Here is a 13,388-nt window from a genome sequence, read left to right as displayed (position 1 = left end):
CATGGGAAAAACCGCGATAATATTAGGAGCTACAGGATTAACAGGATCTCAACTTCTTCAACAGTTAATTAAAGACCCGCGTTATGCGACTATTAAGCTATTTTCTAGGTCTAACGTCACGTCTGTGACATCGCCTAAGGTAGAACAATATATTGGTGACCTATTGAATCTTGAGCAGTTTCGTTCGGATTTTACAGGCGATGAGGTTTACTGTTGTATTGGGACTACCAAATCGAAAACTCCAAACAAAGATCTGTATAAAAAGATTGATTTCGGGATTCCTGTGTCTGCAGCTAAATTAGCGAAAGAAAATGGTATCGGTAGCTACGCTGTAGTGTCGGCTATGGGCGCCAATGCGAACAGTGCTATTTTTTATAACAAAGTTAAGGGCGAAATGGAAGCTGCCGTTTTAGCACAAAATTTAGACCACACATTTATATTAAGGCCCTCACTTATTGGCGGCGACCGAAAGGAAGCAAGAGCTTTAGAAAAATTTGGACTATCTCTTTTTAAACTGATCAGTCCTCTATTAATAGGGCCTCTTAAAAAATATCGCATTGTTGAGGCCGAAGCCATTGCCAATGCTATGATTTATATGTCGAACTCAAGTATGGCGAAGAACGTTATTATTAGATCAGATGAAATTAACGCAATACACAAACACAACTAAAAAAAGAAATAAATTAACTATGGAATTATTAGATAAATTAAACTGGCGTTACGCAGCAAAAGCAATGAATGGTGAAACGGTACCTGAAGAAAAACTTCAGAATATATTGGAAGCCGCACGTTTGGCCCCAACGTCAAGTGGACTGCAGCCTTTTGAGATTATAGTGGTTAAAAATCAAGAACTTTTAGAGCAAATAAAACCGGTAGCATGGAACCAATCTGTAATTACGGACTGTTCTCATCTCCTCGTTTTCGCAGCTTGGGATACTTACACAGAAGACCGTATTAATTATATGTTCGATTTAACCAATGATATTCGTGGCTTTAAAAACGAAGGTTGGGAAAATTACCGCCAAATGTTATTAAACTCTTATCCGCAGAAAGATGCTGAAGAGAATTTTAATCACGCGGCAAAACAAGCCTATATCGCCTTTTCTCAGGCCTTAACCGCTGCAGCTTTTGAAGGTGTAGATGCGACACCTATAGAGGGCTTCGACCCTACTGCAGTCGATAAAATTTTAGGACTAAGAGAAAAAGGATTACGTAGTGCCGTTTTAATGCCAATAGGCTATAGAGAAACAAATGAAGACTGGTTAGTAAATCTCGTAAAGGTGAGAAAACCTATGGAAGATTTAGTAACGGTAATGGATTAATTAAAAAAAATTAAACACAATGACAAAAACAATCATATTAAAAAATAGACCAGAAGGAAAACCTTCAACTTCAAATTTTGAATTTGTAGAACAAGATTCTGAATTAACAATCAAAGACGGAGAAATTTTACTAAAAGCAGCTTACGTCTCTGTAGACCCTTATTTAAGAGGTCGTATGAGCGATGCTAAATCGTATGTACCGCCTTTTAAATTAGATGAACCTGTGCACTCGGGCGTTATTGCTAAAGTTGTAGCTTCTAAAAACGATAATTTTTCGGAAGGAGATTATGTTTCAGGAATGCTTAATTGGCAAACCCAACAAGTTTCAAATGGTGAGGGCCTTACCAAAGTAGATTCTTCAAGGGCGCCATTAAGTGCTTATTTAGGTATTTTAGGAATGACCGGATTAACGGCCTATTGTGGACTTACAGAGATCGGGAAACCGAAAGAAGGTGAAACCCTAGTTGTCTCTGGAGCAGCAGGTGCTGTAGGATCTGTAGTGGGACAAATAGGAAAAATTCTAGGTTTGAGAGTTATTGGTATTGCCGGTACAGATGAAAAAGTAGAGCTTTTAAAATCGAAATTCGGTTTTGATGAAGGGATCAATTACAACACTACGGAAAACATGCAAGCAGCTATTGCTAAAGCCGCTCCAAATGGTGTAGATATTTATTTTGATAACGTTGGTGGACCAATATCAGATGCGGTTTTAGTGAATATCAACCAATTTGCTAGAATTATTATTTGTGGGGCAATTTCGGTATACAATAGTACTGAAGTTCCTAAAAGTTTAAGTGTACAACCATTTTTAGTGAAGAACAGCGCCTTAATGCAAGGGTTTATTGTTTCTAACTATGCCGCCAAATTCCCAGAAGCCGTGAAAGCTTTATCAGGTTGGTTAAGTGAAGATAAGCTGACCTATTCTGAAACTATTGTTGAAGGTTTTGACAATATACCACAAGCCTTTATCGATTTATTTGATGGGAAAAACAAAGGTAAAATGGTGGTTAAGATTTAATTCTGAAGCCACAGCTTATCGCAATCCCCTATTATTAATTATTTAAAAAGAAAAAAGATGAACAATTTTGAATATCAAAATCCTACCAAAATTATTTTTGGAAAGGACACTATAGAAAAGTTAGAAAATGAAATTCCTCAGGATGCTAAAGTATTACTGCTTTACGGTGGTGGTAGCATTAAGAAAAATGGAATTTACGATCAGGTTAAAACCGCATTATCAAAAGTAAAGGTCATAGAGTTTGGCGGAATTCCTGCAAATCCGGAATATGCTAAATTAATGGAAGCCTTACAAGTCATTAAAGACGAAGATATCACGTATTTACTTGCTGTTGGAGGCGGTTCTGTTATCGATGGTACTAAGTTTTTATCAGCGGCAGCCTTATATGAAGGAGATACGCCGTGGGATATTTTAACGCAAAACATTCGTACTGAAAAAGGAATGCCATTTGGTACCGTTTTAACCTTACCAGCTACAGGGTCTGAGATGAACTCGGGTTCTGTGATTACAAGAGCGGAAACTAAGGAAAAATTAGCCATGGGCGGGCCTGGGTTATTTCCGAAGTTTTCAATTTTAGATCCACAAGTGATTATTTCTATACCGGAACGTCAGTTAGCTAACGGTATTACCGATGCGTTTACTCACGTTTTGGAGCAGTATATGACCTACCCAATCGGAGCCTTACTTCAAGATCGTTTTGCAGAAAGCATTTTGCAAACCTTAATTGAAGTGGCACCAAAAGTTTTAGCCGATCCTACGGATTATAAAGCGGCATCTAATTTTATGTGGAGCTGTACAATGGCTTTAAACGGATTGATCCAAAAAGGAGTGCCAACGGATTGGGCTGTGCACGCTATGGGACATGAATTAACGGCCTTATTTGGTATAGATCATGCTAGAACCTTAGCTGTGATTGCACCGAGTCATTACAAATACAATTTCGATACGAAGAAAGAAAAATTAGCGCAATATGCAGAGCGCGTTTGGAATATTACAGAAGGAAGTATTGACGATAAAGCTTACGCCGCTATTGATAAAACAGAGGCCTTCTTCCATCAATTAGGTATTGCTACCAAGTTATCGGATTACACCGAAGATTACGAAGGGACAGCTGAAGAAATCGCAAAACGTTTTAAGGCGCGCAAGTGGATGGGCCTAGGTGAGCACCAAACCTTATCGCCAGACCGCGTTGAGAAGATTGTAAAAATGACCTATTAATTTTAAGAATGAATTTTATTAAAACACTAGCCTTAACACTGACTATCATTACAGCTTCGAGTTGTCAAGAAGTGAAAAAGGAAGTTATTTCTGAAAAAGATTCAGAAGAAAACATAGAACCTAAAAAAGATAAAAACATGAAAGTATTATTTGTATTAACCTCTCACGATCAATTAGGAGATACGGGAAAGAAAACAGGATTTTGGGTTGAAGAATTTGCAAGCCCATATTACACCTTGTTAGATAAAGGTGTAGATATTACTATAGCCACCCCTAAAGGAGGCGCAGCACCAATAGACCCAAGTAGTGACAGTCCAGATGCGGCCACTTCTGCAACAGAACGTTATGATAAAGATGAAGACGCACAACAAAAAATAGCGCATACTAAAGTCTTATCAGAGATGAATGCTGATGATTTTGATGCTGTATTCTATCCTGGTGGTCACGGACCATTATGGGATTTAAGTAATGATACGGATTCGGTTGCTTTAATCGAAAAATTTAATCGTCAAGAAAAGCCTATCGCCTTCGTATGTCATGCACCTGCAGTTTTAAAGGATGTTAAAAATGAAGACGGAACGGCTTTGGTTAAAGGTAAAAAAGTAACAGGCTTCTCTAATAAAGAAGAAGCTGCTGTAGGCTTAACGGAAGTGGTACCATTTCTTTTAGAAGATATGCTCATAGAAAACGGAGCTATGTATTCTAATAAAGAGAATTGGGCACCATACGCCTTACAAGATGGTCACCTTATTACAGGTCAAAATCCAGCCTCTTCAGAGCTCGTTGCTGAGAAGTTGTTAGAGGCCATTAAATAAATAAAGAAGCGATTGAACTAGAGTACAATTCTAGATGAAGCGCACTTTAAGAAGCTTGTAAACCTTGTGTTTGCAAGCTTTTTTTTATTCAACAACTAAAGTGTTTACTGTTTTTAAGGCGAAATTGAAGCGCGATACACTATAACAGAACATCTTTTTAAGTTTGAAAGCAAAAGCAGACAGTGACTATAGAAACCTTTGTATTTTTGCACATCGGAGTTAAAAAATAAGGAGAACAATGAGAAACGTTTCTAAACTACATTATATTTCTGAAGGAGCAACAGCAGAAATTATGTTACAAAATATTCAAAGTGCCTGCACGTCTGGTGCGGAATGGGTACAGCTATCGCTAGCAACGTTTCCCGAAGCTGAACATTTAGAACTTGCGCAATCGGCTCGAGGGATTACAAGTCACTTTCAAACCCGATTAATTATTAGTGATGCTTATGAGGTCGCTAAAGCTGTAAAAGCCGATGGGGTTCATATTGAAAATGCGGACCGCTGCCCTACAGGTTTAAGGACCGAATTGTATACCTGGCAAATTATAGGAGCTACAGCTTATACCCTCCAAGACTGTGAAGCTTTAGTACAAAAAGAAGTCGATTATATATTTTTAGGACCTTATAAGGTTGAAGGTTCAGAGACTCTTTCTAAGCCGTCTTTAGGAATTAAAGGTTACGCCGCAATTATGGAAGTTTTACAGACGCCAATACCTGTTATTGGTTTTGGAGGTATTAAGACTACTGCAGTTAAAGACATTTTAGAAACCGGTGTATCTGGAGTGGCTGTTTCAGAGGAGATTACTCAAAATTTTGATACTATAAAAACGTTTCATCACCTCCTTAAAGCCTCGGTGATTGCAGAACAGCGGCATACCTTCGAATAAAATAGTGCAAAAAACAAAGGCCTTACGGGAAGCAATTAGGTGCTAAATATTATATTCGCGCCATGTGGATGTATTTAGGCTTATTAGCGGCACTTTTTTTAGGGTTACACAATCTTTGTAAGAAGCATGCCGTACAAGGAAATGAAGTGTTTCCTGTGTTATTAGGAACGGTTTCTAGTGGTTTTTTGTTTATTGCAAGCTTCTGTCTCTTGTCCTTATACTATCCTGAATATGCTATTGCTAACGGCTATAATTTTCAGAAACTCCCTTGGTCTACACATGGTTTTATTTTTATAAAATCGGCTATAATGACCAGTTCATGGATTCTAGCTTATCAAGCACTTAAACACTTACCCATAACCATTGTTACGCCTATTCGGTCAGCTGGTCCCTTTTTTACCTTTATTGGTGCGATATTAATTTATCAAGAGCGCCCAAATGTCTTGCAATGGATTGGTTTTTTCCTCATTATATTTTCAGTCATCTTATATTCTAAAATTGGAAAAAAAGAAGGCATCAATTTCAAACGAAATAAGTGGATTTTTGCCATTATAGGCGCCACGTTTTTAGGAGCTTCTAGTGGCTTGTACGATAAGTTTTTAATTCAGAATCTAAGTCTAAATCCACAAACCTTACAATTCTGGTTTTGCTTTTATACCATACTTATTTTACTAGTTATTCTTACCGTAACTTGGTTTCCTTATGCCGAAAAACGGCGTGCCTTTACCTTTCGTTGGTCCATCATTGCAGTTGGGGTGTTATTACAAGCGGCAGATTATTTTTATTTTAAAGCGCTTCAAGACTCTGACGCCCTAATTATGCTATTGTCTGCCATAAAACGAAGCCAAATTCTAATCGCGGTGGTTGTAGGTGGTTTGGTCTTTAAAGAGCAAAACAAACGTAAAAAGTTGGTGCCACTTTTAGGGATTATGATTGGTGTAGGCTTAATATTATACTCTTAGAGTGCCGATTCTAAAATTAGAGTCTTACGGCAGGTTTTAGTTTTTAAAATCAAAGCGGGTATTATTGTGTGGTCTCAGAATTATAATTTATTTTAAAGGTTATAATGAATTTTAAGAATGATGAACACAAGTTATAGCCGTATTATAAAAAATGCTTTTGAGGAAGTAAAAGCCCTTCCTGACGCTGGTGAACTGGCCACCTATATTCCTGAATTGGCAAATGTAGATCCTTCAAAATTAGGAGTGCATATGACCTGTATAGACGGGAATCATTTTGGAATTGGGCACGATTTACATAAGTTTTCTATTCAGAGTATAGCGAAAGTTTTATCCTTAACCTTGGCTTATAAAATTGTTGGTGAACCCTTATGGGAACGTGTCGATGTGGAGCCCTCAGGGACAAAATTCGATTCGCTGCTGCTCTTAGAAAGTTATAGGGGCATTCCTAGAAATCCTTTTATCAATTCAGGAGCCATTGTTATTTGCGATATTTTAATGACGCATCTTAAAGATACTAAAGTAGAATTCTTAGAATTTGTACGAGAGTTGAGCGATTTGCCAGAGCTTAATTATTCAGATAAAATTGCAGATTCAGAAAAGAGAACGGGCTATCGGAATGTGGCGCTTTGTAATTTTATTAAATCCTTTGGAAACATCACTAATGAACCCGAAGAAGTACTTGACTTTTATTTTGATATGTGTTCCCTAGAAATGACCTGCCAAGAGGTGTCTAGAACCTTTGGTTTTTTGGCTAATGAAGGTTGTAAAATTTCAGATGGCACCAAAATTATCACCAAGAATAAATGCAAGCGGATTAATGCACTGATGCTCACTTGTGGATTTTATGATGAATCTGGAGAGTTTGCCTTTAGGGTGGGTTTACCAGGTAAAAGTGGTGTTGGTGGCGGCATTGTGGCGCTTTACCCAAAAAATTATGCTATGGTCGTTTGGAGTCCTAAATTAAACAAGCACGGCAACTCGTATAAAGGTATGGAGCTCTTAGAAAAGGTAACGACACATTCTGAAATGAGTATTTTTTAAACCTTAAATTACTACTGAAACAAAGCTATTGGTATACTGTAAAATAACAAATTAAAAGGCATAAAAAAAGCATGATTTCATCTAAGGACGAAATCATGCTTTGTAGGTTGTAAAACAGCTTTATTTTGAAGCCGCAGGGTAATCCGTATAGCCTTTTTCTCCTGTGGTGTAAAAGGTGTCTTCATCCCATTCTGAAAGTTCTAAACCTTGTTCAAAACGTTCAACTAAATCGGGATTGGAAATATAAAGTTTTCCGTAGGCCACAAGATCGGCATCACCATCGGCGATAATCTTATTTCCTTTATTCTGGTCAAATCCGGCATTAATCATAAGCGTTCCGTTGTATAAAGGACGAAAGTGCTTCGCGATATCGGTTACGGCAAACGGAACATCTGATACATCCGTAAAGGGTTCTGATAAATGCACATAAGCAAGATTATAATCGTTCAGTTTTTTAATGATATATTCAAACGTCGGAATGGTTTCTTCATCTACAGTAATACCAAAAAGACCGTGTGCTGAAGGGTTAAAACGAACTCCAATCTTTTCTTGCGGAATCACCTCTTTTAAAGCCTCTAAAACTTCAAAAAAGAATCTTGTTTTGTTTTCAATGCTTCCCCCATAATCGTCCGTTCTTTGGTTAGAACAATTATTGAAAAATTGTTGAAATAAATAACCGTTTGAAGAGTGAATTTCTACACCATCAAAGCCCGCTTCAACGGCATTGGCCGCGGCTTGTTGAAAATCTTTTACCGTACGCTTTATGTCTTCTATGGTCATTTCTTTTGGTGTTACGGTTTCCTTAAATCCAGATGGGGTGTACGACTGTGCCTTCGGGTTTATTGCAGAGGCCGAAACAGGGAGTTCGCCATCATGAAAATCAGGATGAGAAATGCGCCCCACATGCCATAACTGAATAAAGATTTTTCCGCCTTTATCATGCACACGTTTGGTGACCGATTTCCAACCTTCCACTTGGGCTTCTGAATGAATTCCTGGGGTGTTAATATAACCAACAGCTTCTTTAGAAACCTGAGAACCTTCCGTAATAATAAGGCCGGCTGAAGCACGCTGTTCGTAATATAAACCGTGTAAATCATTAGTCGGAACTTTAGCTTTGTTGTCTGCACGACTCCGCGTCATCGGCGCCATTACAACGCGATTTTTCAAAGTGATATTTTTATGATATGGAGTAAGTAAGTGTTGTGTATTCATCTGCTTTTTTTTAAAAATTCAATGACCTAAAGTTACGAATTTCGTAGCGCCTATGCATTGACATAGGTCAATTAGGATAGATTTAACTTTTTTGAATTCATATCGTTTAATCCTCCAAATCGCCTTCAGGAAGTTCTAAGGCTTTTACAGATTGAATGGCATTTCCGGCAATACCTTTTACAGAACCATACATATCGATGGTATTGATCACTACTTTTTCAATTTGTTTTTCACGTTGCTTCCAAATACGCTGCATAGAACGTTTTTCGCTATCTAAGTCCGATTTCATTTGTGTAAAACCTTCTACAATGGCTTCAATAGACATTCGGAAAGTACTGCTAGTAAGGTAATCGTAGAGCAAGTCCATTTTGTCGCCTTTGTTTTCTTGCGTCACCAAAGCATTATTAACTTGTAAAATACCTTCACGCAATACGGTACAAAGACCTTTAAACTCTTCATAATTACAGATCCAAATGCCGTCTTTTAATCCCATTCGGTCCATGTCTGAAGGCATCACTTCAGTTACTAAAACCCCAACATTGGCCCCACGATCTCTAATATCGGCTTTGAATTTTTCAATCCAACTAGGCTGAAAATCCTTAGTTCGCTTACTTTCGTAATAAATGGTTCCGCAGTTTTGTTCAGTTCGGGTATGGACCACTTGAAGACAATCGCCACCACGAGCCCCTTTTTTGATTTCTTCAATGGTATCTAAAGGAAATTTAGTAGCCAACCACTCCTCTATCGCTAATTCTTGAACTTCACCTTGCAATTGCATGGAGCCTTGTTCTTGCTTGCGTTTCATTTCTTCAGTAAGCTTTTTCTGGTCTTCTAACTGTTTTTGCATTTCCTTAAAACGCAATTCGTTTTTATCTTCTTCAAGCTTTTTTATTTTCTCGCGTTCTGCAAGAAGAATGTCGTTTAAACGCTTTTGAGCTTCTGCTTCAGCCGCTTCTTTCAGCTCTCCTTTTTCACGCTTTAATTTTTCAATTTCCGCTTTAGATCGGTTAAGCTCTCTAACCTGGGCAGATTTCTCATTTAATTCTTTCTGAAGGGCTTCAAACTGCTCTAATTGTTCATCTTTAAGCTTCTGTTTCAGCTTGTGTTCAATCTCTTTTTTATCGGCCTTTAATTGCTGAGCTAAACGCTCTTGAAACAACTCGTTTTCACGCTTTTTTTTCTGTTCAAAATTTAATTTTTCTTGCTTTAACTTCTCTTGCTCTACGCTGTATTGCTTTTTGGTTCTGGCAATTTCAGATTGGTATTTCTGCTTGATCTCTTCTTCAAGTTGGTGCGACAATATATCTTGAACATCTATAGATGTCCCACAGTTAGGACATTTTACTTGTGTTTCGTTTTTCATGGTCATGCGGTTTCAATTTATGCGAGGTCCAAATTTACTATTTCCAAAAATGAAAATACCCACTAGATTCAAATTTTAATAAAAAGGAATTTATTTTGGTTTAAAGGATTTTGTTTAAGCAGTCTGCAGGAACTTTTTTGTTCTCTTTTACGGAATGGATAAAGGATAATTAAACCGTATTCTTATGGGTCATTTAAAGCCGATTCCTTAATTTTACAAGACGAACCAATGCAGATGCCTAAATGATATGAAGAAGCTACAAAATTTACGTTTTAAACAGCTTCCTTGGTTGGCGACTTATAAAACCAAATTTCTTCGCAATCCTAACCGTTTACTCTCGGCAAAAGCAACCTTAGTTATTGGAGTGTTGCTTATTGTTACCTTGGGTTTGGGTTATCCTTTTTATGCGGTAACTTTAGGTTTAGGGGCATTAGCTGGTGCCTTATCAGAAACGGATGATCATCCCAAAGGCCGCCTAAAATCAATGGCCTTGAAAATTATATGTTTTCTTATTGCTAGTGTTTCAGTAGAGCTCTTACAGCCCTACCCTATTATTTTAGGCGTTGGACTAGGCTTATCGACCATTTTATTAATTCTCATTGGTGGAATAAGTGAGCGTTTTAGAGGCGTTAGTTTTGGTGGGTTGTTAATCGGTATTTATACCATGATTGGTACGCAAATTAGTCCTGATTGGTATATGCAGCCTATTCTGTTAACTTCCGGTGCTGTGATTTACGGTTTGGTGTCTTACCTACAATTGCGCCTCAAGCCCTACAGTCTTCTAGAAGAACAATTGGCAAGAGGCTTTTTGGCCTTGTCGTTATATTTTGAAGAAAAATCAAAACTCTTTCCGAGTACGGCTTCAGAACAGAAAGATATCAGAGCTAGTTTATCCTTGTTAAATGTGAAAACGGTGGTGGCTTTAGACCGTTGTAAGGAGGTTTTAAATAGCTATGGCGAATCCTTGCCCGACCAAAACGTTCTAAAACCGTATATGTATTATTTTATGGTGTTGCAAAGTTTGCACGAACGGGCCACCTCAAGCCATGAACGCTACGATTTGTTAAGTACGGATCCCTCTAATAAAGATGTGATTGGTGGCATCCGACAATTATTACGAGGCTTGTCTACCGCGTCGCATCGATTTGGACACAGCTTGCTCACCGGGAAAACCTACAAGCATCCTACGGCTTTAGATTGGGTAACCACTGCCGTTGCCAACACGATTAAGAATAATGAAGTTCAACCCTCTTTACCGATTAGTTTATTAATAAGAAATTTAAAAGCTTCGCATTTAGCTTTCAAAAATATTGAGGATAATTACGAGTTGGTGATGCTTCCTAGACTAGAAAAAGACCCTCGTAGTTATTTTGAACGGTTTAAATCTCAGCTGCATATAAGTCACCCTAAAATGCGCTATGCCTTACAGTTAAGTTTGGCTTTTGTTATCGCATATTGTACCTATCGCTTTTTTGAAATTGAAAAAGGTGAATGGGTCATTTTAACCGTGCTCCTTGTATTGCAACCGAGTTATAGTGAAACCCGAAAGTTTTTATTGCAACGTATTTTTGGAACGCTCATTGGGGTGGTTAGCGGTATTCTTGTCATACAATTAGTGACCTTTTCAGGCCAAATTGCTTTAATGATTTTATCGACTTATCTGTTCTTTTTCTGGTTAAAACGACAGTATTCTATAAGTGTTATTTTCATTACTTTCTTTGTGCTTTGTGCGTTTAATATCATCGCAGGGAAAGGGGTTGATGTTATGGCTCCCCGACTTATAGATACGGTGTATGGCGCTTTAATTGCATTTATTGTCATCCGTTTTTTATGGCCTAATTGGCAATATAAAAAGCTTCCTGAGTTGTTAAGTTTGGTTATTTTGAATAACTCCGCATATTTAAAAGCGATCTTAAAGGCTTGTAAGTCACCGCATCCAGATGATTTGGAGTATCGAATAGCAAGAAGAAAAGCCCATAGAGCAGATAATGCTTTGGTAATGGTGTGGCAAAATATGCAATTAGACCCTAAAAAACATCAAAAATTAAAAGCTACAGCCTTCCGTCTAACCTACCTCAATCATGCACTATTGTCTTATTTGTCGGCCTTAGGGGTGCATAAAGATCACAATACCAAGCAATCTATCAATGTAGTGATTATTGAAAATTATATTTTAAAAACCTTAGACCAAGCCAATAAATGGTTAACGGTTAAAGACATCAAAGAAATGAAGTCTATTGAAGAAGATTTAGCAGAAATAAGACGTATGCTTCACACTAAAAAGGAGATATCAGAGCGTTTAGATTATAGTTTGCTGTTCAATATTACAGAAGTGACCCAGCGCATCTTAAAGGAAGCAAAACGCTTTCACTTTGCGGATGATGACGATTTGAAGACGGTTTTTAAGGATCAGGCTTAAAATAAGCGCTTTCAAACGCATTAATATTTTGTGTTTTTCCGTTAAAGCACCTTTGGTAATCGTGTTAATTTTGAGATACATAAAAACAAAATGATTATGAAAGACGATAAAAACAAAACCAGTTATAATTCAGATATTACAAAAGAAGATGAACGCCTTTTAGGGGACAAATCTGGAAATTTAAGGCAAGACAATGGCGATGATGAAATTCTTAAAAAACGTGAAAACGAGCCAGATTTTGCTGCTAATAATCTCGATATTCCAGGGGGTAGAAATGCAAGACCATTAACAAATGATCGCCACTCTGATGAGGAGAACAGACACCACAGTCTCGGTAGTGACCACAATGAAAACCTAGAATTAGATATTGACAATAAGGATAAGTAATAAAGAAGATTATGCGCAAGTCGGTTCTTATTCAGGGCTGTTAAATTAAGGTGAAATGCCTAAGTGTTATTTGCGTATTCCTTGCAATATTAAGACCTTAGTACAAAATTGAAACCTATGACAATATTTGTAGACATGGATGATGTCTTGGCCGACACCTATGGCAAGCACATTGAAATGTATAATCTAGAACACCAACAAGAATTATGTGTCTCTCAAATCACGGAAGGCGAAATGTGGCAAAACGTCCCAGAAATGCATCAAAAAAGTATTTTGAAGCATGCACATCAGCCTGGGTTTTTTAGAGATTTAAAGCCTATTAAAGACGCTATTCAGGTTATGGAAGCCCTTTATGCAAAGCATGAGGTGTATATTGCTACTGCGGCAACCCAATTTCCGAATTCCTTAGAGGAAAAGAGTGAGTGGTTAGCAGAACACATGCCTTTTATTACATGGCAGCATCAAATTATGTGTGGTCATAAGTTTATTCTTAAAGGCGATTTGCTTATTGATGATAGAACTTATAATCTTGAAAACTTTGACGGCGATACGCTATTGTTTAATTCGCCTCATAACGTCAATGACACCGGTTATACCCGCGTCTCAACTTGGTTAGAAATTGCGGAACGTTTACTCTAATCGTTAATAAGAGACGCCTGACGTTTCGTTAGCCTAAAATAAAAAAGTACAAATAGCTATGGAAACTTGCCTTGCGTAAGTGGTCATGGCTTTTTTTATGAAA

The 13,388-nt window shown here is 37.7% G+C and carries 13 protein-coding genes; 11 read left to right on the top strand and 2 right to left on the bottom strand.

The window, feature by feature from the left end; all coding sequences use genetic code 11:
- The first annotated feature begins 1 nt into the window (after position 1).
- The 8 genes from DFQ08_RS11880 (at position 2) to DFQ08_RS11845 (ending at position 7,262) form a co-directional block, all read left to right on the top strand.
- Positions 2 to 670, top strand: a complete 669-nt coding sequence (locus DFQ08_RS11880; protein ID WP_114310502.1) for an NAD(P)H-binding protein — start codon at positions 2 to 4, stop codon at positions 668 to 670.
- Positions 671 to 689: 19 nt separating this feature from the next.
- Positions 690 to 1,322, top strand: a complete 633-nt coding sequence (locus DFQ08_RS11875) for an NAD(P)H-dependent oxidoreductase (protein WP_114310501.1) — start codon at positions 690 to 692, stop codon at positions 1,320 to 1,322.
- 19 nt (positions 1,323 to 1,341) lie between these two features.
- On the top strand, positions 1,342 to 2,340 hold the full coding sequence (locus DFQ08_RS11870; protein WP_114310246.1) for an NADP-dependent oxidoreductase: 999 nt from the start codon (positions 1,342 to 1,344) through the stop codon (positions 2,338 to 2,340).
- A 57-nt stretch (positions 2,341 to 2,397) separates the two neighbouring features.
- The gene (locus DFQ08_RS11865; RefSeq protein WP_114310245.1) at positions 2,398 to 3,558 is read left to right on the top strand and encodes an iron-containing alcohol dehydrogenase; all 1,161 of its coding nucleotides are present in this window, start codon (positions 2,398 to 2,400) and stop codon (positions 3,556 to 3,558) included.
- An 8-nt stretch (positions 3,559 to 3,566) separates the two neighbouring features.
- Positions 3,567 to 4,373: a type 1 glutamine amidotransferase domain-containing protein gene (locus tag DFQ08_RS11860; protein ID WP_181858407.1), complete on the top strand. Its 807-nt coding sequence runs from the start codon at positions 3,567 to 3,569 to the stop codon at positions 4,371 to 4,373.
- A gap of 238 nt (positions 4,374 to 4,611) precedes the next feature.
- Complete coding sequence (locus tag DFQ08_RS11855; RefSeq protein ID WP_114310244.1) at positions 4,612 to 5,259, top strand: thiamine phosphate synthase; 648 nt, start codon at positions 4,612 to 4,614, stop codon at positions 5,257 to 5,259.
- A gap of 62 nt (positions 5,260 to 5,321) precedes the next feature.
- Entirely contained in the window at positions 5,322 to 6,221 is a 900-nt protein-coding gene (locus DFQ08_RS11850) for an EamA family transporter (protein WP_114310243.1), read from the top strand.
- Positions 6,222 to 6,341: 120 nt separating this feature from the next.
- Positions 6,342 to 7,262: a glutaminase gene (locus tag DFQ08_RS11845; RefSeq protein ID WP_114310242.1), complete on the top strand. Its 921-nt coding sequence runs from the start codon at positions 6,342 to 6,344 to the stop codon at positions 7,260 to 7,262.
- Positions 7,263 to 7,382: 120 nt separating this feature from the next.
- Here DFQ08_RS11845 and DFQ08_RS11840 read toward each other — a convergent pair whose 3' ends face one another.
- Positions 7,383 to 8,477 (bottom strand): alkene reductase, encoded by a 1,095-nt coding sequence (locus tag DFQ08_RS11840; protein WP_114310241.1) that lies wholly within the window; start codon positions 8,475 to 8,477, stop codon positions 7,383 to 7,385.
- A 106-nt stretch (positions 8,478 to 8,583) separates the two neighbouring features.
- Positions 8,584 to 9,840, bottom strand: a complete 1,257-nt coding sequence (locus DFQ08_RS11835) for a DUF2130 domain-containing protein (protein WP_114310499.1) — start codon at positions 9,838 to 9,840, stop codon at positions 8,584 to 8,586.
- Between the two features lie 247 nt (positions 9,841 to 10,087).
- Between DFQ08_RS11835 and DFQ08_RS11830 the strand changes: the two genes are divergently transcribed.
- The 3 genes from DFQ08_RS11830 (at position 10,088) to DFQ08_RS11820 (ending at position 13,285) form a co-directional block, all read left to right on the top strand.
- Entirely contained in the window at positions 10,088 to 12,259 is a 2,172-nt protein-coding gene (locus DFQ08_RS11830; protein ID WP_114310240.1) for an FUSC family membrane protein, read from the top strand.
- A 96-nt stretch (positions 12,260 to 12,355) separates the two neighbouring features.
- Positions 12,356 to 12,646 carry a hypothetical protein gene (locus DFQ08_RS11825; RefSeq protein ID WP_114310498.1) on the top strand — a complete coding sequence of 97 codons (291 nt, stop codon included), beginning with the start codon at positions 12,356 to 12,358 and terminating at the stop codon, positions 12,644 to 12,646.
- Between the two features lie 117 nt (positions 12,647 to 12,763).
- Complete coding sequence (locus tag DFQ08_RS11820) at positions 12,764 to 13,285, top strand: 5' nucleotidase, NT5C type (RefSeq protein WP_114310239.1); 522 nt, start codon at positions 12,764 to 12,766, stop codon at positions 13,283 to 13,285.
- Positions 13,286 to 13,388 lie beyond the last annotated feature (103 nt).

It is taken from the genome of Winogradskyella arenosi (assembly GCF_003337305.1).
In the GTDB taxonomy this organism is placed as follows: domain Bacteria; phylum Bacteroidota; class Bacteroidia; order Flavobacteriales; family Flavobacteriaceae; genus Winogradskyella; species Winogradskyella arenosi.
The sequence above is the reverse complement of the archived record's forward strand: the minus strand, read 5'-3'. Positions and strand labels throughout refer to the sequence as shown.